Annotated in this window: 17 protein-coding genes, 1 pseudogene and 1 riboswitch; of the genes and pseudogenes, 10 read left to right on the top strand and 8 right to left on the bottom strand. The window is 69.6% G+C overall.

What is annotated here, in order from left to right; genetic code table 11:
- Positions 1 to 215: 215 nt before the first annotated feature.
- The 3 genes and pseudogenes from QSK18_RS32110 to QSK18_RS32120 form a co-directional block, all read right to left on the bottom strand.
- A pseudogene (locus QSK18_RS32110) lies at positions 216 to 1421 on the bottom strand (glycosyltransferase); the annotation flags it as partial.
- An 80-nt stretch (positions 1422 to 1501) separates the two neighbouring features.
- Positions 1502 to 2347 (bottom strand): TylF/MycF/NovP-related O-methyltransferase, encoded by an 846-nt coding sequence (locus QSK18_RS32115; RefSeq protein WP_285626975.1) that lies wholly within the window; start codon positions 2345 to 2347, stop codon positions 1502 to 1504.
- 117 nt (positions 2348 to 2464) lie between these two features.
- Complete coding sequence (locus QSK18_RS32120) at positions 2465 to 4573, bottom strand: acyltransferase family protein (RefSeq protein WP_285626978.1); 2109 nt, start codon at positions 4571 to 4573, stop codon at positions 2465 to 2467.
- A 389-nt stretch (positions 4574 to 4962) separates the two neighbouring features.
- Positions 4963 to 5059, top strand: a riboswitch (TPP riboswitch).
- On the opposite strand from QSK18_RS32120, the gene thiM reads away from it, so the two are divergent.
- The 6 genes from thiM (at position 5052) to QSK18_RS32150 (ending at position 12604) form a co-directional block, all read left to right on the top strand.
- Positions 5052 to 5873: a hydroxyethylthiazole kinase gene (gene thiM, locus QSK18_RS32125; RefSeq protein WP_232813325.1), complete on the top strand. Its 822-nt coding sequence runs from the start codon at positions 5052 to 5054 to the stop codon at positions 5871 to 5873. (Overlaps the previous riboswitch by 8 nt.)
- Positions 5870 to 6523, top strand: a complete 654-nt coding sequence (gene thiE / locus QSK18_RS32130) for a thiamine phosphate synthase (RefSeq protein WP_285626982.1) — start codon at positions 5870 to 5872, stop codon at positions 6521 to 6523. Before thiM ends, thiE begins: the two co-directional genes overlap by 4 nt.
- Entirely contained in the window at positions 6520 to 7971 is a 1452-nt protein-coding gene (gene thiD, locus QSK18_RS32135; RefSeq protein ID WP_232813327.1) for a bifunctional hydroxymethylpyrimidine kinase/phosphomethylpyrimidine kinase, read from the top strand. Before thiE ends, thiD begins: the two co-directional genes overlap by 4 nt.
- A gap of 80 nt (positions 7972 to 8051) precedes the next feature.
- Complete coding sequence (locus tag QSK18_RS32140; protein ID WP_232813328.1) at positions 8052 to 8363, top strand: hypothetical protein; 312 nt, start codon at positions 8052 to 8054, stop codon at positions 8361 to 8363.
- 230 nt (positions 8364 to 8593) lie between these two features.
- Complete coding sequence (locus QSK18_RS32145; protein WP_232813329.1) at positions 8594 to 11098, top strand: penicillin-binding protein; 2505 nt, start codon at positions 8594 to 8596, stop codon at positions 11096 to 11098.
- A 150-nt stretch (positions 11099 to 11248) separates the two neighbouring features.
- Positions 11249 to 12604, top strand: a complete 1356-nt coding sequence (locus QSK18_RS32150) for a hypothetical protein (RefSeq protein ID WP_285626988.1) — start codon at positions 11249 to 11251, stop codon at positions 12602 to 12604.
- A 17-nt stretch (positions 12605 to 12621) separates the two neighbouring features.
- Here QSK18_RS32150 and QSK18_RS32155 read toward each other — a convergent pair whose 3' ends face one another.
- Complete coding sequence (locus tag QSK18_RS32155; protein WP_285626991.1) at positions 12622 to 14331, bottom strand: IlvD/Edd family dehydratase; 1710 nt, start codon at positions 14329 to 14331, stop codon at positions 12622 to 12624.
- A 126-nt stretch (positions 14332 to 14457) separates the two neighbouring features.
- On the opposite strand from QSK18_RS32155, the gene QSK18_RS32160 reads away from it, so the two are divergent.
- Positions 14458 to 15318, top strand: coding sequence for a fumarylacetoacetate hydrolase family protein (locus QSK18_RS32160; RefSeq protein WP_352396700.1), 861 nt, complete (start codon positions 14458 to 14460; stop codon positions 15316 to 15318).
- On the top strand, positions 15318 to 16307 hold the full coding sequence (locus QSK18_RS32165; protein WP_285626995.1) for a zinc-dependent alcohol dehydrogenase: 990 nt from the start codon (positions 15318 to 15320) through the stop codon (positions 16305 to 16307). The genes QSK18_RS32160 and QSK18_RS32165 overlap by 1 nt, the downstream gene beginning before the upstream one ends.
- An 8-nt stretch (positions 16308 to 16315) precedes the next feature.
- Here the strand turns inward: QSK18_RS32165 and QSK18_RS32170 are convergent, their stop codons facing one another.
- Positions 16316 to 16900, bottom strand: a complete 585-nt coding sequence (locus QSK18_RS32170; protein WP_285626998.1) for a TetR/AcrR family transcriptional regulator — start codon at positions 16898 to 16900, stop codon at positions 16316 to 16318.
- Positions 16901 to 17024: 124 nt separating this feature from the next.
- On the opposite strand from QSK18_RS32170, the gene QSK18_RS32175 reads away from it, so the two are divergent.
- Together QSK18_RS32175 and QSK18_RS32180 are read left to right on the top strand one after the other, a co-directional pair.
- Positions 17025 to 18239, top strand: coding sequence for an MFS transporter (locus QSK18_RS32175; protein WP_232813335.1), 1215 nt, complete (start codon positions 17025 to 17027; stop codon positions 18237 to 18239).
- Positions 18236 to 18715, top strand: a complete 480-nt coding sequence (locus QSK18_RS32180; protein ID WP_232813336.1) for a hypothetical protein — start codon at positions 18236 to 18238, stop codon at positions 18713 to 18715. Before QSK18_RS32175 ends, QSK18_RS32180 begins: the two co-directional genes overlap by 4 nt.
- Here the strand turns inward: QSK18_RS32180 and QSK18_RS32185 are convergent.
- Genes QSK18_RS32185 through QSK18_RS32195 form a run of 3 tightly spaced genes read right to left on the bottom strand, consistent with a single transcriptional unit; the run spans position 18708 to position 22448 of the window.
- On the bottom strand, positions 18708 to 19094 hold the full coding sequence (locus tag QSK18_RS32185) for a hypothetical protein (protein ID WP_232813337.1): 387 nt from the start codon (positions 19092 to 19094) through the stop codon (positions 18708 to 18710). The genes QSK18_RS32180 and QSK18_RS32185 overlap by 8 nt on opposite strands.
- Positions 19091 to 20509 (bottom strand): APC family permease, encoded by a 1419-nt coding sequence (locus QSK18_RS32190; protein ID WP_285627002.1) that lies wholly within the window; start codon positions 20507 to 20509, stop codon positions 19091 to 19093. Before QSK18_RS32190 ends, QSK18_RS32185 begins: the two co-directional genes overlap by 4 nt.
- On the bottom strand, positions 20502 to 22448 hold the full coding sequence (locus QSK18_RS32195; protein WP_285627005.1) for a primary-amine oxidase: 1947 nt from the start codon (positions 22446 to 22448) through the stop codon (positions 20502 to 20504). The genes QSK18_RS32190 and QSK18_RS32195 overlap by 8 nt, the downstream gene beginning before the upstream one ends.
- Between the last annotated feature and the right edge of the window lie 118 nt (positions 22449 to 22566).

Raw genomic sequence — 22566 nt, forward strand, 5'->3', positions numbered from 1 at the left:
GTCAGCTTCTCTTCCCCCGGAGGCGATCAGTCATGTTCTTCTTCTTCTCCAACCGCCTCGGCTGCCTCGGCTCGATCGCCGTCAGCATCATCGGCACCCTGATCGTCGTCGCCCTCCTGGCCATGTTCCTCTGAGGCCACCCGGTGCAGCAGTGTCTGCCAGTCGCGCAGATACTGCTGCACCGAGTGGGTTCCGGCCTCGGCCCGGGCCGCCGTGCTCAGCCGGGCCAGCAGATCCGGGTCGCGCACGAGCCGCAGCATCTGGTCGGCCAGTTCGCCGGTGTCACCCGGGCGCACCAGAAAACCGGCTGATCGCATCTGTTCCCGCGGACCGTAGGCGATGTCGTAGGCGATCACCGGGCACCCCCGGGCCAGGGCCTCCAGCACCACCAGCGGGTAGCCCTCGAACCGGCTGGTCAGCAGGAGCGCGGTGGCGGTGTGCAGTTGCTCCTTGGCCGCCGCGTCGTAACCCCGCAGCCGAACTGCGTGCTCGAGACCACTCGTCCGTAATTGGTTCTGCAACTCCTCCCGAAGGCTGCCCTCGCCGTAGATGTCCAGAGTGGCCCCCGGCTCCTCGGCGACCACCGTGGCGAAGGCGCGTACAGCGTCCTCAATCTGTTTCTGTCGTTCCAGCCGCCCGATCATGACGAACCGTTGCGCTTGCCTGGCCTTTTCGTCTCCGACGGAGGGTTCGGTCACCGGATTCGGGATGACGTAAACGTTGTCGGCGGTGTCGAAGCGCCGGACGATGTCCTCACGCTGCCGTTCGGTCAGGGTGACCAGGGCCGAGAGCTGAGGAATGGCCTCGAGCACCGGCAGATGGGTGGGATGCGGCTCCGAATCCGGGTGGTACGGCTCGAGAACGTGGATGTTGTGCACCACATGGATCAGCCGTACCTGTTCCTGATGGGCCAGCGGAACCAGGTGGCGCAGGGCGAAACGGCTGTCGGAGACGACGAAGACGGGCGTCGAGGGGTCGGGGTCGAACAGGCCGGTGACCCACCACCGGCGCAGGGCGCCCAGCCCGCCGAACCGACGCACCACCCGGTTGTTCCGGTCGGCCAGCAGCAGACCCTGCGAACTGCGGCGCAGATAGACGCTGCCGTCGGCCCGCCGGTAGTCGGTCATCACCGCCGTGCCCTTGGAGTACGAACTCAGATGCACCGTGCCGTCCGGATGCGGCTGGTCGGTGCGGTCCAGGTCCACCGGATCGGGCAGTGGGGGAGCCTGATCCGGGGCCAGGGGCGGTGGCTCGTTGCGCAGCCATTCGAACAGGTTCAGGATCACCGTGCTCGGGGCGATCTGCCCAGCGGCCGCGAGTTCCGCGCGGATGTGCGGGTAGTCGGGCTGGTCGTCGAAAGACAGCAGGGTGGGCGTGATCCCGGCCTGCTCGGCGAAGAGCCGGTTGCGCAGCAGGAACATCGCCGTCTGCCCACCCCGGCCCAGGGCCAGGCGGGAGGTGACGGCGAGGTACTGACCCGGGGGGAAGGCGAAGCCGGGCACTAGGGCTTGATCGCGACGCGACCGGTGCCGGCCCGCCACAGGGCCAGCTGGAAACCGTTGTCCCGCAGCCACTCGTCGGTGGCCTGCCGGGCCCCCTGCCACCAGCCGTAGTCGTCGAGGATGAGCACCCCGCCGGAGACCAGGCGCGGGTACAGGTGTTCCAGCTCGTGGCGGGTGGAGGAGTACCAGTCGGTGTCCAGGCGCAGCAGGGCGATCGACTCGGGAGCCTCCTGCGGCACCGTGTCCTCCACCTTGCCGGGCACGAAGTGCACCCGCTCGGCCGGGTAGGGCACCGTCTCGAAGCCGGCCTTCACGTCCTCCAGCGAGGCGTAGGCCCAGATGGTCTGCTCACGGGTGCCCTCGGCGAGCAGTTCCTGCGCGGTGCGGCCGTCGGTGCGCACGTCGTTCTCCTCTGGCGGCGGCATGCCCTCGAAGGTGTCGAACAGGTACAGCTCGCGGGACTGATCGCCGCCGGCGGTCAGGGTGCGGGCCACCGCGTGCATCGAACCACCGCGCCAGACACCGCATTCCACCACGGCGCCCGGGACCTGGTGGTCGCGGATGTACCGGGTGGCGGTGATCAGCGCGTGCAGCTTGTCGTTGCTGGTCATCGTGTAGGGGCGGACCGCGGTGATGACGTCCTTGATCTCGTCGTCGAAGTCCCGGGGGAACGGCTTGGCCTTGCTCGCGCTCTTCGGGGCGGCGGGAGCAGAGGCAGGGGTGGAGGCAGAGCCGGCGAGGCGTTCCAGGCGAGCGGTCGCCTTCTCCAGGCGGGTGACCGTCTTGTTCAGCCCGCGCGGAGCCGCCGGGGCCGGCCGCGACAGCTGGTACCCCGTGGCGCGCACCAGTAGGCCATTTACCGTTCGCTTGAGATTCACATGTCACATTAGACACGTTTGCCCGCCGTTCTGCTGGCCAGAACGGGTACAAACGGGCAATTGACTCGGAAAAAAGGCTTGCGGTCAGCTCTCCGGCGGCAGAAGTCGCTGCAGCAGGCGAGGTTTGAGCACCTCGGCGAGCCGGGTACGGACGAACGGGGCCAGGGTGCGTGAGTAGGTGCCGGTGAGGTGGTGGTCGTCGCGGTAGATGAGGGCGTCGCCGATCACCGAGGGGCACTGCTCGTCGGTGCACAGACGGTCGTTGAGGTCGAGCACCGGGTCACCGGCCCGCTGGGCGGCGGTCCGGACCACGCCTTCCCCGGCCAGTGCCTCCTCGCGGTCCTTGGCGCAGTTGGCCAGCGTGTTCAGGTTGAGGCTGACGCACTCGGGCACGTCCATCGCCATCCGCGGGGTCTCGGCGAAGGTCACCACCGGGATGCCCGCCCGCTTCATCTCGGCCAGCCGCACCCGCAGACCGCGGATCATCTCGCGGCGCTTCACCTCGCCGCGCACCACCTTCCCGTTCTTGAACACCGGGTAGGTCTCCAGTTGGGTGGTGAACAGCAGGTCCGGGTCCATCGCGGTGACCTGATCGCGCACCGCCTGGTTCCAGTCGATGCAGGAGGTGTAGAGCGCCCCGCTCTCGAATCGCCGGGTGTCGGAGAAGGCGCAGCCGGCCTTGGTCATCGAGATCAGCTGCCAGCGTTCCTGCCGGGCGATCTCCTCCAGCGCGGGGATCCACTGGCCCATCTTGGAGTCGCCGACCGCCACGACGGTGGGGGAGTCCGGCCCGGCGCGGAAGTCGAACACGCAAGGACGGACGGTTGCGTCGGCGTAGTTGGACGGGCAGCCGCGCGTGTAGATCTCGCCGCTGTCGTTCTTGGCCTCCTCCGGTCGCGGGGTGAGGGCCTTGGCTGCCGGCTGCACCTCGATGGTGCCCGCCGCGCCCACGGCGTGCACCGCTTCCTGCACCGAGCGGGCCTGAGCCAGGAGCGTTCCCGAACCGGCGGCCACCAGGGCCAGGGTCAGACCGCCGGCCAGGCCCAGCCCGGTAGGGGCCCAGAAGCGGGCGGTGCGGGCGGGATTCTCGACCAGCGCATAGGTGGCGGCGGCCAGGGCCAGGCTGATGGCCACGACGGCCAGGCCCTCGACCACGGTCAGGTCGCCGTCGACCTGGGCGAACACCACCAAGGGCCAGTGCCAGAGGTAGAGCGAGTAGGAGATGTCGCCGATCCGGGTCAGCGCGGGGTTGGACAGCAGCAGGTGGGCGCCCTGTGCGGCCAGGCCGTAGCGCAGGATCAGCATCGTGCCGACGACCACCACCACGGTGAGCGGGCCCGGCCACATGGTTTCCGGCCGCACCACGAAAAGGGCGCCGAGAATCAGGGCCAGTCCGCTCCAGCCGAGCAGGGCGCGGCTCCAGCGCTGGCCCTGGGTGGCTGCGCGGGCGTGGGCCCGGCGGCGGGCCCGCGGCATGGTGATCGCGCACAGGGCGCCGGCCGCGAGCTCCCAGACCCGGGTGTGGGTGGTGAAGTAGGTCTGGGGTGAGTAGGTGAGCAGGGCCAGCAGCAGGGAGCCGGCGATCACGGCGCTGATCACGCCGATCGCGACCTTCTTGGTGCGGGCCAGCAGCACCAGGCTGATCAGCAGGGGCCAGGCGAGGTAGAACTGCTCCTCGATGGCCAGCGACCAGAAGTGCTGCAGCGGGCTGGGGGCGGCGCCCTCGCTGAGGTAGTCGACCGATCCGGCGGCCAGGCGCCAGTTGATTGCATAGGCCGCCGAGGCGATGGCGTCCTGCCCGACGCTTTCCCAGCGGGAGGCGGGCAGCCACCAGCGTGCGGTCAGGCAGGTGACGAGCAGCACCAGGACGCTGGCGGGCAGCAGCCGGCGGGCGCGCTTGGCCCAGAACGCGGTCAGCGAGATCCGGCCGGTCTTCTGGTGCTCGCGCACCAGCAGGCCGGTGATCAGGAAACCGGACAGGACGAAGAAGACGTCGACGCCGAGGAAGCCGCCGCTGGGCCCGAGACCGGTGTGGTACAGCAGGACCATCAGGACGGCGACCGCCCGCAGGCCCTGCACGTCGGTGCGGAAACCGGCGCCCGGAGTGGTGACCGGCAGCCGGTTGGTGTGCGGCGTCTGAGGGCGCCGGTTCTGCCGGGGTATCCGGGGGCCGCCGGACGGGCGGCGCAACACCTGGAGGACGTCGGTGCCGGGTGTTCGGGTGACCCGGACCGATTCTGTGGTGCTGGTTCTCGTGCGCGGGCGAAGGGGGAGGCCGGTGCCTGCTTCCACGTGCGTCCCCCGGGGATGGGTCATGCCGTCCTGGCGTGTCGCATCCCTTCGATCCGTGTCACCAGGATGGCCTTGCTGATCACGTTGTGTGATCCCGTCCGGGCAAGTTACCGCACGACGCGGGCCGGTGTCGCCCGCCGCGCGGCCGTCGTGTCCACCCCCGCCGCTCCGAGGGCTTTGCCTGCGCCGCAACGATCTTCGCAGTGTCCGATGTGCCCCGGAACGCCTCCCGGGGCCTGAGGCCGAAAGGCGGGTGTTGCGCGGATCGGGCCGGAAATGAGAATGTCCTGCTAAGAGACACGGGGTGCCCCGCAATCGGTGGCTGAGATGAAACCCGTTGAACCTGATCTAGTTCGTACTAGCGAAGGGATGTCTGCGGATGCCGGATTTTGCCGTGCCCGTGAACACCGTTGTCGTGCCGAGTTCCGTCGAGTTGCTGGCCCGGGTCAGGCAGCACTCGCCGCTGGTCCAGTGCATCACCAACGACGTCGTGGTCAACTTCACCGCGAACGTCCTCCTGGCGGTCGGGGCCGCTCCGGCGATGGTCGACATCCCCGAGGAATCGGGTATTTTCGCGCAGGTCGCCGGAGGGCTGCTGATCAATCTCGGCACCCCGCACGCCGGGCGCAGGGCCGCGATGGAGGTGGCGGCGCAGGCCGCCGCCACCGCCGGAACTGCGTGGGTGCTCGATCCGGTGGCGATCGGCGCGCTGCCCGTGCGCACGGCGCTGGCCCACCAGTTGCGCGAGCTGCGCCCGACGATCGTGCGGGGCAACGCCTCGGAGATTCTCGCTCTGGCGGGAACCGGGACGGGTGGACGAGGGGTGGACGCCACCGCGACGGTCGACGCGGCCGAGGTCGCGGCCGCTGAGATCGCCTCCGGCACAGGGGGAGTGGTGGCGGTCTCGGGCGCCGTCGACCTGATCACCGACGGCACTCGTACCGTGCGCCTGGCCAACGGCCACGAACTGCTCACGAAGGTCACCGGCGGCGGTTGTGCGCTGGGCGCCGTGATGGCCGCCTTCGCCGCGGTCGAGACCGACCGCTTGGCCGCCACCACGGCCGCGGTGCTGGTGTACACGGTGGCCGCGCAGAAGGCGGCCGAGGTGGCGGCCGGTCCGGGGTCGTTCGCGGTCGCCTTCCTGGACGCCCTGGCCTCGGTCGACGGTGACGACCTCGAGCGCCTGGCCCGGGTGTCGTGACCGGCCTCGGTCTCCACCTCGGTCTCTACCTGGTCACCGATTCCGGGCTGGCCGAGCGGGCCGGGCACACGCTGCCCGACCTGGTCGCGGCGGCCGTGGCGGGCGGTGTGACCACCGTGCAGGTGCGCGAGAAAGAGCGTCCTGCGGGCGATTTCCTGCGTACGGTGATGGAGGTCGGCGAAGTCGTCCCGGAGGGCGTCACGCTGCTGGTCAACGACCGGGTCGACGTGTACCTGGCCGCCCGGGAGCAGGGGGCGCCGGTCGCCGGGGTCCACGTGGGCCAGGAGGACCTGCCCGCTGTTCTGGTCCGGCAGCTGATCGGCCCGCAGGCGGTGCTCGGGCTCAGCGCCGCGCACCCGGAACAGCTGGCGGCGGCAGCAGCCAGCCCGGCGCGGGTCGACTACGTAGGTATCGGGGTGCTGCGCGCCACCGACACCAAGCCCGACGCGCCCGCGCCCCTGGGGATCGAAGGCATGCGCGAGCGCGCGGCCCGTTCGGCCCTGCCGGCGGTGGCGATCGGCGGGATCAAGGTTCAGGATGCGGCAGCCCTGGCCGGCAGCGCACTGTCCGGGGTGGCGGTGGTCAGCGGAATCTGCGCGGCCGCCGATCCCCGCGCGGCGGCTGCCGCCTACGCGGAGGTGTGGAAATGATTCCCCGAGTTCTCTCGATCGCCGGCACCGACCCCACGGGTGGGGCCGGCGTCCAGGCCGACCTGAAGAGCATCGCGGCCAACGGCGGCTACGGCATGGCCGTGGTCACCGCGCTGGTCGCGCAGAACACCCGGGGCGTGCGATCGGTGCACACCCCGCCGGTGAGCTTCCTGCGCGAGCAGCTGGAGGCGGTCAGCGACGACGTGGAGATCGACGCGGTCAAGATCGGCATGCTCGGTGAGGAGGCAGTGATCGGTGAGGTGACCGCGTGGCTGGACCACGTGCGTCCGTCGGTCGTGGTTCTCGATCCGGTGATGGTGGCCACCAGCGGCGACCGCCTGCTCGGCGCCGGCGCCGAGCAGGCCCTGCGCGAGATGCTGCCGCTGGCCGGGCTGGTCACCCCGAACGTGCCCGAGCTGGCCGTGCTCTCCGGAGCCGAGGTGGCTCAGGAGTGGGACGAGGTGGTCCGGCAGGCGCTGGCGGTCTCCGAACGGTGGGGCGTGCGGGTGCTGGCCAAGGGCGGGCACCTGAACGGCGACGTGGTCAGCGACGCCCTGGTCGACGCCGGCGCCACCGTGCCGGTGCGAAGGCTGGACGCGGCCCGGGTGCGCACGCAGGCCACCCACGGCACCGGCTGCTCACTGTCCTCGGCGGTGGCCACCTGGCAGGCGGCCACCGGAGACTGGTTCACCAGCATCGATCGTTCCAAGCGCTGGCTCACCGAGAGCCTGCGGCACGGTGAGGCGCTGGCGGTGGGGCAGGGGCACGGGCCGGTGAGTCACTTCGCCGGGCTGTGGGAACGCGGGGGCCTCAGCACCAGCATCACCGGCGAGTGGTGGGCCCGCACCGCCGAGCTGCGCCGGGCCACCGACACCGACCCGTTCCTGACCGGGCTGGCCGACGGCAGCCTGTCGCGTGAGGCGTTCGCGTTCTACCTGGCCCAGGACGCGCTCTACCTCGAGGGCTACGCCTCGGTGCTGTTCCGTCTGGCCCAGCTCACCGGCGATCCGGGCGAGCGGGCGTTCTGGGCGGCCGGGGCCAGCACCTGCCTGACCGTCGAGACGCAGCTGCACCGCACCTGGTCGGCCGACGGTGAGGTCGAGGTCGCGCCGGGCACGCAGGAGTACCTGTCGCATCTTCGCCAGGCCGTCGAGCAGGGGTACGAGCAGGGCGTGGCCGCGGTGCTGCCCTGCTACTGGATGTATGCCGACGTGGGGGCCCGCCTGGCCCCGGCACCGGAGACCAACCCGTACCACGAGTGGATCGCCACCTACGCCGACCCGCTGTTCGTGCAGTCGGCCGAGCGGGCCCGGGCGATCACCGAGCGGGTGGCCGAGGCGGCCGCACCGCAAGTGCAGGAGAGCATGTGGCAGGCGTTCGAGAAGTCGGCCAGACTGGAGCGGGACTTCTTCGCCGCACCCCTGGTCCCGGTCCTGAACCCGGCTTGACGGAGGTCTGACATGCGTCATCGGCACCCGGTCTAGCGACGGCCCCGTCCGGGGCGTCGCGGAACCGGAAGGTGACCGCCATGAGCAGGACCGACAAGACCAGGCCGGCGTGGGTGCGTCTGGCCGACTCACCCATGCACACCTGCGTGCCGCACCACGACCACCGCTTCGGCCCGTGCACCCTGCCCGACGAGGTGAGCGCCAAGAGCCTGAGGGCAACCCACGGCTGCCGCTGGCGACTCAGTGAGCAGTTCGCGCCCTACCGGCTGGACCGGGGTGGCCAGGAGTGGAACCGCTACCGGCGCCAGGACCGGCTGCGCAGTCGCCATCAGGCTCGCCGGCTCCTGCGCCGGATCGTGGTCGGTGAGCTGCGCGCCGAAGTGCGCCTGTAGGAAGTAATTCCCAGGACGGGACGGGACCCGCGGACGAATGCGGTGCAAACGGTCGGGTCGTCGCGAACCTCGCGATGATCATGATCCTGACAAGCCGCTCGCCGAGGCGGTCCGGACCGGCTCACCCCGGTCCGGATCCGGCCTCGTCGGCGTGCGAACGACTTTCGAGAACCGGGCGCGCCACGCCCGCCGATCGGGTGATGTGGCGCCTGCCGGTTTAACCTTGGGTCATGTCGCCGGCACCCTCTCCGCGAAACGTCCTGGGTCTGCTCGGCGCCTTCGTGGTGACCAGCCTGGTGGCCGGCGTCCTCGCGGCCGGCCTGGCGGTCCCCGCGATCGGCGCGTCCGGCCTGGCCGCCACCAGCGCGATCGACGCGTTCAACGAGCTGCCCAGCGAACTGGAGCAGTCGCAGATGGCGGCCAACACCCGGGTGCTGGCGGCCGACGGCTCGCTGCTGGCCACGTTCTACGACGAGAACCGGGAACTGGTCGGCATCAAGCAGGTCTCGCCGTTCATGCAGACCGCGATCGTGGCGATCGAGGACGAGCGGTTCTACGAGCACGGCGGGGTCGACCCCAAGGGCCTGATCCGGGCGCTGGTGGTGAACGAGATCAGCGGCGGCGTCTCGCAGGGCGCCTCGACGCTGACCCAGCAGCTGGTCAAGAACATGCTCAAGCAGGCCGCCTACCTCAAGGGCGACATGGAGGCCTACGACGCGGCGCAGGAGCAGACCAACCAGCGCAAGATGCGGGAGATCCGGCTGGCCTCCGCGCTCGAGAAGAAGATGACCAAGAAGGAGATCCTCGAGGCGTACCTGAACATCGCCTGGTTCGGCGGGCAGATCAACGGGATCCAGGCGGCCTCGAAGTACTACTTCAACACCACCGCGGCCAAGCTCACGCTGCCGCAGGCGGCCACCCTGGCGGGCATGGTGCAGTCGCCGCCGCAGTTCAACATCGCGGTCAAGAAACGCCAGAAAGACGCTCTGGAGCGGCGCAACACGGTGCTGGACAAGATGTACCAGCAGGGCATGATCGACACCGAGACGCACGCGAAGGCGGTGGCGACCAAGCTCAAGGCCGACATCACGCCGACCTACCAGGGCTGCGCCAACTCGGGGATCCGGGCCTACTACTGCGACTACGTGTTCAACCTGCTCACCAAGAGCCCCGACTTCGCGTTCCTGGGCAAGACCGAGGAACAGCGGGCGATGGCGATCAAGCGGGGCGGCTACACGATCAAGACCCACCTCGACCCGAAGATCCTCAAGACCGCGTGGAAGGCGTCGATCGACGCGATCCCCCCGAAGGACGACAGCCGGGTCGCCACCGCCACGGTCACCGTGGAGCCGGGCAGCGGCAAGGTCCTGTCGATGATCCAGAACAAGTACTACAACCCCGGCAAGGGCCGGCAGAACACCACGATCAACTACTCCACCGACTTCAACTACGGCGGTTCCTCGGGCTTCCAGACCGGGTCGACGTTCAAGCCGGTGGTGCTGGCGGCCTGGCTGAAGGAGGGCAAGTCGCTGAACGCCAGCATCAGCGGGGCAGCCCCCTACGTGGCGGCCAACAGCAGCTTCAAGACGTGTGCGGACACCCCGCTGGTCGGTACCTGGACGGTGTACAACGCCAGCGACGGTGAGGGCGGCGGCAGCATGACGGTGATGAACGCGACCGCGCAGTCGGTCAACACCGCCTACGCCCGGATGGAACAGCAGCTCAACCTGTGCGACGTGGCCGACACCGCCGAGGAGCTGGGCATGCACCAGGCCCAGACCACCCGCGACCCGTGCATCACCGGCAACCTCGGCTCGGACGTGAAGAACCCGAAGACGACCACGAAGATCCCCGGCTGTGTGCCCTCGGTGGTGCTCGGGGTGGCCAGTCAGTCGCCGCTGACCATGGCCAACGCCTACGCCACGTTCGCCTCGGGCGGGATCTACTGCAAGCCGGTGGTGATCGCCTCGATCACCGACCGCAACGGCAAGAAGCTCGCGGTCCCGCAGCCCGAGTGCAAGCGCACCATGCAGGCCAAGGTGGCCAACACCGTCACCCTGGGCCTGAGCAAGGTGTTCACCGGCGGCACGGCCAGTTCCACCGGGCCGCTGGAGAGCGGCCAGCCGGCCTCGGGCAAGACCGGGACCACGAACAACTCGCAGGACAGCTGGTTCGTCGGCTACACCCCGCAGCTGGCCACCGCGGTCTGGGTCGGCCCGGAGACGGTCAAGGGCAAGCGCAAGGAGATGCGTCGGATCTACATCAACGGCGACTACCACTACAACGTGTACGGCGGCACCATCGCGGCACCGATCTGGAAAGAGATCATGACGGCCGCGCTCAAGGGCAAGAAGATCAAGGAGTTCCCGAAGGCCGACGCCAAGCTCACCCAGGTGCCCACCGCCGACGTGCCGTGGGTGGTCGGGATGAGCCCGGACGAGGCCCGGGACCGCCTGGAGGACGCGGGCTTCGGGGTCAGTCAGGGCTCGGAGCTGGAGACCTCCGACCAGCCGGCCGGCACGGTGGCCCGGATGGATCCCTCGGGCCGGGCCAGCGTCGGCTCGACGATCACCATCTACATCAGCGCGGGGCCCAACACCGGCGGCAACGACGAGGAGGACGGCGAGGACGGCGGGGACGGGGGCGATCAGGACGAGGACGAGGACGGCGGTCAGGACGAGGGCGACGGGGGAGGCGGCAACGACAACGCCCGGAACGCCGACGACGAGAGGTGACCGGCGCGGGTGAACCGCGCTGGACCGTGCTCGACCGGGCCTTGTCGTCCCGGCTGATCGCCGCATACGGTCGTGATCATGGTGGGGGATGCGCGGGACGAACGATTTCCACGAAGAGTGCTCAGACCGGCCCCAGAACCGGCGGGACCCGTGCCGCCGGGCGCGATTGCCGAGGCTCTGGGGGTGTCGGCATCGTTGGTGACCAGCGAAGCAGCCGAGGAAATGCGGGTTGCCTACCACCGGCGTCCTCTGGTTGGTCCCGACCGTGTGGCCGCACTCGCGCTGGCGAGCACCGCGATCGGCTCGTCGTGGCCGGGGTCGTACCCGACTCGGACCGAGCACGTCGGAAAACTGCGCATCCAGCAGTTGTTCCGACAGACCTACGGCGCCCACCTCGCCGAATTGCCGGCGATACTGCCGGAGCCGGGAGACGACCTTCGCTGGGTGGCCCGGGCCGACGCCGAACGTGGCTATCTGTTCGTCAGTAACCAGCGCGGACCACGGGACGTTCAGTTCGAGGTGCAGTTCGCTGAGCGCCGCATCGCGCTCCCTGCTGTGAAAATCCGCTCCCGCAGCTGTTTCGCCTGGCCGCTGCGCCAGCGCTTCAACGACATCCCGGCCCTCACGGTCACGGCCCAGCCGATCACCGAACTCGAGGTCGCCGACGAGACCTACGTCCTGTTCGCGGCCACGCCCGGCATCGACGTCGAACTGTTCGTCGAAGGTGTCGATGCCGACTGGGTGCTGCACGCTGACGTGGAGCCGGCCGAAGGCGGCCTGATCGTGCGACCGCAGCGCGAACCCGGTCAGAACTGCGAGATCTGGATCGGTATGACGACGCTGGTCTTCCTGGACGAGGCCACGGCCGAGGCCGTCCGGAAGGGAGAGGTGGCCGGCCGGGAAAGGCTGGTGGTCTGGGCCGGGGACGGCTGGTTCGACGGCGGTTTCCACGCCGTCGTTTCCGAGCGGGATCGTCCTCTGGACGTGTTCCCGGCGCTCGCCCAAGGAGTGACGCACGAGGGCGAGGGTTCGGTGTTCACCCGCTACCGCGTACCTGGTGGCGATGTCGTTCACCCGTTGGCGATTCCGGTCTTTCCCGTGGCGGTGCCGGCCCCGGCGCGCAGAAACGACTTGCAGAAACAGTTCTCGGCCCCTTGCGACGAGGACTTCGAGAGTCTGGAAGCCGTTTCGGTGCCGATTCCGCCCGGACTGCTGGAACGCGCCGGACCGTTGATGCTGCGGCTCGCCTGGACCGGAGACGTTCTGAGGCTCTACGCGGGGCCCGAGCTGATCGCCGAGCAGTTCTGGTCCGGCCGCGAACTGGAGATCGACCTTGCTCCGTTCAGTCGCCGGATACTCGCCGAAGGCCTGTGGCTGAAGGCTTTTGCCTGGGGGCCGGACTCGGAGGTGCTCGTCGATCCTCGGGTACGCCCGCGCACCGGGACCCCGCTGCTGACCGTGCACGAGGCGTCTCTGATCGAGATCCGGACACGAGAGATGCGCTGAACCGGGCGACAGCGAACCTAGTGGGACTCGCGGCCCACCTCCGGTCCGCTGGAACCGGTGAGGAAGTCGAGGTCGGCGCCGGTGTCGGCCTGCATGACGTGGTCGACGTAGAGTTTCTGCCAGCCGCGCTGGGGGGCCGCGTAGGCGGCGGCCGCTTCGGTGCTGGGGGTGCGGGTGGCCAGTTCGCTGTCGGGCACGTCGAGGGTGAGACGGCGGCCGGGCACGTCGAGTTCGATCCAGTCGCCGTTGCGCACCAGGGCCAGCGGGCCTCCGGCGGCGGCTTCTGGGGCGACGTGCAGAACCACGGTGCCGTAGGCGGTTCCGCTCATCCGGCCGTCACAGATGCGCACCACGTCACGTACGCCCTTCTCCAGCAGCTTCTTGGGCAGCGGCATGTTGGAGACCTCGGGCATGCCGGGGTAGCCCTTGGGCCCACACCCGCGCAGCACCATCACCGAGTCGGCGTCCACGTCCAGCTCCGGGTCGTCGACGCGGGCGTGGAAGTCTTCGATGGAGTCGAAGACCACGGCGCGGCCGCGGTGCTGCAGAAGGTGGGCCGAGGCGGCGGCGGGTTTGACCACTGCGCCGGAGGGGGCGAGATTGCCCCGCAGGACGGCGATTCCGCCCTCGGTGAGCAGCGGTTCCTGGCGGGGACGGATTACCTCGGTGTCCCAGATCGGGGCCTCGTCGAGGTAGTCCACCAGCGGTCGCCCGGTGACCGTGAGCCCCGCCGGGTCGAGCAGGTCGCGTACCTCCCGCAGCACGGCCGGCAGGCCCCCGGCCCGGTGGAAGTCCTCCATCAGGAACCGGCCCGCGGGAGCCAGGTCGACCAGAAGGGGCACCTGCGAGCCGATCCGGTCGAAGTCGTCCAGGGTCAGGTCTAATCCGAGGCGGCCGGCGATGGCCAGCAGGTGCACCACGGCGTTGGTGGAGCCGCCGATGGCAGCCAGCGTGATGATCGCGTTGTGGAACGAGGCGCGGGTGAGGATGTCGCTGGGCCTGCGGCCTGCGGTGACGAGTTCTACTGCCAGTCTGCCACTTTCGTGGGCGGCGACCTTGAGGCGGCTGTCGGGTGCCGGAGTGCCGGCGGTGCCGGGCAGAACGGTGCCCAGTGCCTCGGCCAGCAGGCCCATCGTGCTGGCGGTGCCCATCGTGTTGCAGTGACCCGGGCTGCGGATGGTGGCCTGCTCGGACTTCAGGAAGTCGGCCTGGGACAGGGTGCCCGCCCGGACTTCTTCGCTGAGGCGCCAGACGTCGGTGCCGCAGCCCAGCGGGACACCGCGGAAGGTGCCGGTGAGCATCGGCCCGCCGGGCACCACCAGGGCGGGCAGGTTCACCGAGGCCGCGGCCATGAGCAGGGAGGGGATGGTCTTGTCGCACCCGCCGAGCAGCACCACCGCGTCGATCGGGTTGGCCCGCAGCATCTCTTCGGTGGCCATGGCGGCCATGTTGCGCCACAGCATGGCGGTGGGCCGGACGTTGGTCTCGCCGAGGGAGACCACGGGCAGTTCCAGAGGGATACCGCCGGCCTCGTAGATGCCGTTCTTGACCGACTGCGCGACCTCACCCAGATGTGCGTTGCAGGGCGTCAGGTCGGAGGCGGTGTTCGCGATCGCGATCTGTGGGCGTTCGAAGGCCTTGTCGGGTACCCCGCGGCGCATCCAGGCGCGGTGGATGTAGGCGTTGCGGTCGTCGCCGGCGTACCACGCGGCACTGCGCAGGGCCATGGGCCACCTTCCAGCTATTGGAACACTTCATCCAACGGTGGAACGTGGCTATGGTAACTCCTGGGACGACCCGCGCCGGGGGCGTGGTCCACATTCTTGCTTCTTGTCGAAACCATCGGAGAATCCGTGTATCTCATGAGGATCGGAGCCCCTGGCGCCGAGAAGCCCGTTGTCCGCGTCGACGAGGACACCTATGTGGACGTCTCCGACCTGGTCCCCGACTTCGACGAGAAGTTCTTCGGGGCCGGTGGCGCTGCGGGTATCGCCGCCGCGGTGGCCGAGCGGATCGCTGCCGGTGCCGTGCGGGGTTTCGCGGACGAGCGGATCGGCGCCCCGATCGCCCGGCCGCACCAGATCCTCTGCATCGGGCTGAACTACAGCGACCACGCGGCCGAGACCGGCCAGGCCGTGCCGGCCGAGCCGATCCTGTTCACCAAGTCGCCCAACACCCTGGTCGGCCCGAACGACGACGTGCGCATCCCCCGCGGCTCGGCCAAGACCGACTGGGAGGTGGAGCTGGGCATCGTGATCGGGGCCCGCACCTCCTACCTGGACAGCGTCGAGGACGCCAAGAACGTGATCGCCGGGTACGTGGTGGTGAACGACGTGAGCGAGCGGGCGTTCCAGATGGAGCGCGGTGGGCAGTGGAGCAAGGGCAAGTCGGCCGAGACGTTCAACCCGGCCGGGCCCTGGCTGGTCACCCCCGACGAGATCGCCGACGTGAACGACCTGGACCTGTGGCTGGACCTGAACGGGGTGCGGCGGCAGACCGGCAGCACCGCCACGATGGTCTTCGACCCGTACTTCATCGTGCACCACCTCAGCCAGTTCATGGTTCTGGAGCCCGGCGACCTGATCAACACCGGCACCCCGCCCGGCGTCGGGATGGGCCACGACCCGCAGATCTGGCTGCAGCCGGGCGATGTGATGGAACTGGGCATCCAGGGGCTGGGTTCGCAGCGGCAGAACGTGCTCGGCCCCCGGTGATGCGGGCTCTGGTTCTCACCGGACCGGGCCAGGCGGAAGTGCAGGAGGTCCCGGCGCCGGTCGCGGCGCCGGGACAGGTGGTCGTGGACGTGGAGCGGGTCGGGGTCTGCGGCACCGACGTGGAGTTCTTCACCGGCGAGATGGCCTACCTGCACACCGGTGTCGCCCGTTACCCGGTGCGGCTGGGCCACGAGTGGTGCGGCCGGGTGGCCTCGGTCGGCGCAGGTGTGCCGGGGAGCTGGATCGGGCGCCGGGTCACCGGTGACACCATGCTCGGCTGCGGGCACTGTCGCCGCTGCCGGGCCGGGCGGCACCACGTCTGCGCCGAGCGGGCCGAGATCGGCATCCAGGGGCCCTTTCACGGCGCCCTGGCGGAGCAGTTGGTGGTTCCGGTCAACGCGCTGCTCGAACTGCCGGACGAGGTCGACGCCACGGCCGGGGCCATGGTGGAACCGGGTGGCAACGCCTGGCGGGCGGTGAACGCGGCGCAGGTGCAGGCGGGCGAGCGTCTGCTGGTTCTCGGCACCGGGGCGATCGGTCTGCTGGCTGCTCATTTCGCCCGGGCCCAGGGTATCGACGTGCACCTGCTCGGGCAGTACGAAGCGCCGGGTCTCGAGCAGGCCTGGACCAGGGACTCGTTGCCCGAACTGGAGTGGGACGGCGTGATCGACGCGACCAACGCGGCGGCGCTGCCGGCCCTGGCGCTGGATCTGGTCGAGCCGGGCCGCCGGGTGGTCTACATCGGTCTGGCCGGGGTGCCCAGCACGATCGACACCCGCGATCTGGTGCTGCGGGACGTGACGGCGGTGGGGATCCTCGGTGCTTCGGCGGGACTGGCCGGCGCGGTCGCGGCCTATGCTGACGGCTCGGTGGATCCGCGCCCGCTGGTGGCGGCCACGGTGGGGCTGGATCGGGCCGGCGACGTGCTGGGCGGGTGGCGGCCGAATGATACGTCGGGGCCGAAGATGCACATCGACCCTCGGGTGTGAAAGACCTTTCAGGGGCGCGGTCGCTCGCTCTCGGCCGGTTCGTGGGCTGCGATCACGGCCTTCACGGTGCGCTCGACCAGGCTCCGGTCGGGTGTCCGGCCCTCGAAGACGCGTTGGAGCGGCCAGCCCTCGAGCAGGACGTCGAGGGCCAGCGCCGTTGAGGGGGAGAAGTGCTGGGAGAGGCTCACCCGGGTGACGAAGAGCCAGTCACGGAGCAGTTTCCTCACGGCCTCGTTGTAGTTGCCGAAGGAGTACATCTCGATCAGGGCGGTGACGTCGGCCGGTGAGGCGTGCCCGACCCCGCAGATCAGGTTGATCAGGACCTCGGTGGCCTGCTCCCGGGTGCCGGCCGCCTGCAGGTCGCGCCGGACGTTCGCGGCCCAGGTCACGTACAGGTGGTTGAAGGCCTCCTCGAGGATGGCCGTCAGATCGTCGAAGTAGTAGGTGAGCGAGCCCAGGGGCACGTCCGCGGCGGCCGCTATCCGGCGGTGCGTCGTCCTGTGCACGCCCTGCTCGACGATGACCTGGAGCGCCGCGGCGATGATCCGAGCCCTGCGCTCAGGGTCGTTCGGTACCCGTCTGGCTCCACCCATGCCTCACCGTCCGCCGGAAACCGAGCCTTCAACTGCCGTCCTGAAGTGTGTACCTTAGTACAGACAAGTGTGGACTTACGTACACACCGCTGCGGCAGACGTCCGTGAGCGGTTCTGGAGAGTTGTGTCAAAGACGATCGCCCAGCGCCGCTGGGCACTGTTCGCCCTGTTCTTCCTCCCCGGGATCGGTATCGCCTCCTGGGTGACCCGGACCCCGGCCATCCGCGACGCGCTGGGCGCCTCCACCCAGGAGATGGGCCTGGTGCTCTTCGGCCTGTCGGTGGGCTCGATGGTCGGCATCCTGTCCTCCGGCGCCCTGGTGCTCAGGCTCGGTGCGCGCCCGGTGATCGCGGTGGGCACCATCGGCATCGTGGCCAGTCTGCCCACCATCGCCCTGGGGGCCGCGATCGATCAGCCCCCGGTGGTGACAGCGGGGCTGTTCCTGTTCGGCGCCGGGGTCGGTGGCGGCGAGGTAGCCATGAACATCGAAGGCGCCGACGTGGAACAGGAAACGGGTAAGCCGTTCCTTCCAGTGCTGCACGGTTGCTTCAGCCTGGGCACGTTCGTCGGTGCGCTGTTCGGCATCGCGGCCACGGCGCTGGACTTCCCCGTGGTCTGGCACCTGTGCATCGCGGGGGCGCTGGCCCTGGGGCTTTTCGTCTGGGCGATCCGGTTGATCCCGGCGGGTACCGGTAAGGCGGTGCGTGGGGTTCCAACAACGGACGTCGGTGGCGGGGACACGTCGGTCGGTTCCCCGGCCGTGTGGAAAGACAGCAGGCTGCTGCTCATCGGCGGCATCGTCCTGGCCATGGCGTTGGCCGAGGGGACGGCCAACGACTGGCTGCCGCTGCTCATGGTCGACGGCCACGGTTTCGACGAGGCGCTGGGCTCGGCCATCTTCGCTACGTTCGCCGCCGCCATGACCATCGGCCGGTTCGTCGGCGGGGGTTTCATCACCCGCTACGGTCGCGGCCGCGTGCTCACCGTCAGCGCGATCTTCGCCGCAGTGGGCCTGTCTTTGGTGTCGTTCCCCGACAGCCAGGTGCTGGCTGCCGTGGGCGTGGTGCTGTGGGGCCTCGGTGCCTCCCTCGGCTTCCCCGTGGCCCTGTCCGCGGCCGGCGACTCCGGGCCGAACTCCGCCGCCCGCGTCTCCCTGGTGGCAACCCTCGGCTACGTCGCCTTCCTCGTCGGCCCGCCGCTCCTGGGCTTCCTCGGCGAGCACTACGGCCTGCGCACGGCCCTGGTGGTCCCGCTGCTGTGCACCTGCGTCGCCGCCTTCATCGCCCGCGCCGCCGACACCGCCCCCACTGACGAACGAGACACGGTGGGGTCACGATGAAGGCGGGGCTGTTCGCGGCCAAGGAGGACAAGGTCTGGCTCGGCGCCCCACCGGCGCCGGAGGGGCCGGGTATCGAAATATCTCCAGCCGGACTCGTTTCCTGGGCTCACGGATCCGCGGAGCGGCACTACAGCTGGGACGAGGTGCGCGGACTGCAGGTACTGGTGGCTGAGCCAGGCATCAAGTTCCCGTGGCTCATCTCCTGGGGTGTGGGTCTGCTGCTGGCGGCAGTAGCGCTGTGGAGCCCCCGCGAGCCGGAGATGCTGCACGTCGTGCTGGAGAACGGTGATGAACTGACCGCCGTGACCACCGAGCCCTACGGGTATCCGGCCCGGGAGACCGACCTGGCCACCTCGCTGCTGCAGGGGTTGGCCCAGCGGGACGGGGCCCGTCACCACCTCGAGAACGCGGCTGGTTTCGTTTCAGCGGTGCAGAACATCAGGACCGACGAGCAGTTGGCGGTCTTTCTCAGTTGAGTTCCGTGCGCCGCCGCAACAGCGGCCCGGTGAGGGCCAGCACGGCGAACTCCGGGATCAGCGGGACCAGGACGGCGAGCGAGTCGCCGTGTGTGTGCCCGCCGACCGGGATCACCGTGTGATGGGTGACTGTGGCCTCGAAAGGGGCGGTCACGGCGAAGAGGTGGCCCAGGTGCAGCACGATCATCGCGGCGGCCATGAGGGCGGCCAGGCCCAGTCCTTCGTTGCTGCGCCACAGGTGCGCGGCGCAGGTGAGGCAGGCCAGCGACATGGCGGTGAAGAGCACGGAGTGAGGGGAGAACCCCGGGTGGGGCAGCAGCATCAGCAGATGTGCCGCCCCACCCGCTGCGGCCAGGGCCGCGACGGTGCGATGGTTCACTCAAGCTTCCCGAGCAGGGTGGTGCTGGCCGTGGGCCGAAGGGCGGCCAGGACGAGTCCGGCCACCACCGACAGCACCAGCACCGCGTCGATCACCACGGCCAGGGTGGTGGAACCGCCGACCAGCAGCGGCATGTTCTGCACGGTGATCACCAGGCAGACGGCCAGGCCGAGCAGGCCCAGGCCGGGGGCGATGCGGGTCTGCCAGACGCGGGTGTCGGCCCGGGACCGGCGGAACCACAGCAGCACGGCCACGCTGGTCAGGAACATCAGCATCAGGATGCCCAGGGTCGCGGCGCCGGAGAGCCAGGCGAAGACCTCGGCCACCGGGTCCAGGCCGGCCCCGGCCAGGAGCAGCAGGAGCAGGGCGGCCGTGACGGTCTGGGCGATCGAGCTGATGTGCGGTGAGTGGTGGCGGGCATGGCTGCTGCCCAGCCGCGAGGGCAGCACGGCGGCGTTGCCGAGGGCGAAAAGGTAACGCGAGAGCACGTTGTGGAAGGAGAGCACGCAGGCGAACAGGCTGGAGACCAGCAGCACCTGCACCACGTCGCCGGCGGCCGAGCCCAGGTAGTTCTCGGTGGTGGTGGCGACCATGGTGCCGGGGTTGGCGTTGGCCTCGGCCACGGCTGCGTTCTCGCCCCAGCCGCTGATCACGGCCCAGGCCGACACCGAGTAGAAGGTGCCGATCACGGCCAGCGCCGCGTAGGTGGCGCGCGGGATGGTGCGGTCGGGGTCGCGGGCCTCGTCGCGGAACACGGCGGTGGCCTCGAAGCCGATGAACCCGGCGATCGCGAACATCAGGCCGATGCCGGGGGCTCCGGAGGTCAGGGTGTCGGGCTGGAACACCCCGGTGGAGAAGCCTTCGGTGTCGCTGCCGCCCTTGACCACCACGGCGAGGTCGAGCAGGAGCACGATGGCGATCTCGGCGATCAGCAGGACGCCGAGAACCTTTCCGGAGAGGTCGATGTGGCGGTAGCCGAGCAGGCCGGTGATCGCGATCGCGACCAGGGTCCACAGCCACCAGGGCAGGGAGGGGACGCCGTAGGAGACGAGCAGTTCGTTGACGGCGAAGCCGAGGTAGCCGTAGACCGCGCCCTGCACGGCCGTGTAGGTGACCAGGGCCAGGAACGCGGCGCCGAGTCCGGCCCCTCGTCCCAGGCCCTGCTCGACGTAGGAGTAGAAGGCGCCGGCGTTGGGCACGTGGCGGGCCATGGCCACGAAACCGACTGCGAAGAGCGCGAGGATGACGGCCGCGGCGGTGTACATGGCGGGGTAGCCGGCGCCGTTGCCCAGGGCCATGCCCAGCGGCACACTGCCGGCCACGACCGTCAGGGGTGCGGCCGCGGCCACGACCATGAAGACGATCGCGCCGGGGCCGAGGGTGCCGGTCAGCTTCTTTTCGGTCAGTTCAGTCATGGCAACTACCAGAGGACGCTGGGCCACAGTGGCCGGCGGAAGATGCGGGGACGTCGAGGGTCGGGTTGCGGTCGAAGAAGCCGACCGGTTTCAGCGTGAATCCGGTGTAGTCGACCGGCATGATCGGCCAGTCCTCCGGACGCGGGGTGTGGGTCAGGCCGAAGGTGTGCCAGAGCACCAGGTCCTGGTTGTCGAGTTCGCGGTCCTGGGCGGTGTAGGTGGGCAGGCCGGCCTGGCCGGGGTGCTGGTTCACGAAGTCCCCGGCGGCGTACCGTTCGGCGGGGTCGTACTGGGTCACCCAGAGGTGCTGGGTGGCGAAGGCGGCGCGGGCGGCCACCGACGACTCGGGGTCGGCCAGCAGGGTGGGCAGGCCCTCGGGGATGAGCGCGTAGGCGACGGGACGCCCCAGCCGGTTGAGTTTTTCGGGGTTGCTGACGTGCCACACCCGGTTCTTTCCCGGGTCGGCGTCGCGGCGGGCCTGGGACTCGCGGGCCAGAACGGTGGCCTGGGTGCGGAAGGCGTTGCCGCGCGGGTTCTCCGGGCCCTTGGGCACGCGCACCGCGTCGATCTCCTCGACCCGGTTGCCCACACCGTCCACCGCCATGTCCAGACGGGCGCTGAACAGGTGCTGGTGGAAGGGGGCGCCCAGGCCGGGGGCGATCTCGCTGGCGTAGGGGTAGTCGCCGCCCGGGTGGGCGCTGGTGAAGACGATTCCGGTGGCCTTGGCCTCGAACTCGATGGTGCCGTCGAGGTAGAGGTACCAGTAGAAGCCGTAGTCGTAGTTGCCGATGGTGGTGAAGAAAGAGACCACGAGCCGGCGCTGGCGGCGGGTGTGGCGCGAGCCGGACCACAGGTCGGTGTGCTTCCAGAGGATGCCGAAGTCCTCCTCGTGGATGCAGATCGCGTTGGGCAGGGTCTTGGGCCGGCCCTGGTCGTCGGCGATCACCGCGTCCAGATAGGTGATCTCGCCGAGGCAGTCGCACCCCAGTTCCAGGGCGTTGGCGTAGCGGCCGACCAGGTACTCGCCGGTGTCGAAGTAGTTCTGCCAGGAGCGCACCGGGGCCGGGTCGGCGTAGGGCACCACCATCTCGCTGATCGAGGCCCGGTGGATGATCGAGCGCGGGCCCTGGCCCTCGTCGAACCCGATCTGGTGCAGGACCAGCCCTTCACGAGCGTCGAAACCGACCCGCAGGGACCACTTCTCCCAGGTGAGCAGGTTGTCCTCGTCGATGCTGAGGCTGGAACCCTCGGGCTGGGTGATGTGCAGCGGTTTCTGGGTGGTGCGCGGCGGCCCGCTCACTGCCGGGTCGTCGTAGTTGCCGGACTCGGCCGGCAGGGCGACGGCGCCGTAGTCGATCACCTGGTCGACCACGTGGTTCATGGTGTCCACGTAGGCGAGCAGGTTGTCGATCGGGTGGGCCCAGGCGGAGTCGGCCGGGTGCTCCTGGTAGAAGGCCAGCCCGCGCAGCACGCGGCGACCGGCCTCGTCGGGGTACTCGTCGGCGTAGACCCCGGCCGAGAGCGGTGCCACCCGGACCTTCTCGATGTCCAGGCCGCGGGCCTCGATCGCGGCCAGCCAGCGTTCGTCCTTGCTCAGGAGCTGCTCGACGAGCTCGAACTCCTCGTCCAGGACGGGCAGGTGGCCGGTGGTCGCCGGGTCGAGGGTGACCTCGGAAACCACGGTACCGGAGGGGAGATCGACCAGGACGTCGCGGGAGACCTGGGTTCGCACGTCGAGGAGGAGCGCGCGGAAACGGCGGGTGGCGCTCTCGTCCGCGTTCCAGGCCAGGACCTGCGCCTTGGCCGGTTCTTCGAGGCCGACGTAGACGAAACAGGTTTCTTCACTGAGCAGTTCGTGGTGGTCGAGAGCGGCCCGGACGGCCTGGATCTCGGCCTCCGTAACGGGGGCGAGGGGATGTCGTGGAGCGAGGTCTGTCACGGGGATTTCCTTTGCGAGCGAACCACTGCCGGGGGAGGGGGTGGGCTACGGAGCAAGTAAAATCAACAGATGTACAAAATAAAGACCCTGGGCTGTTACGTCGAGGTAAATCCCGGAT

Origin of the sequence: Kineosporia sp. NBRC 101677 (assembly GCF_030269265.1) — a bacterium.
Classification (GTDB): Bacteria; Actinomycetota; Actinomycetes; order Actinomycetales; family Kineosporiaceae; genus Kineosporia; species Kineosporia rhizophila.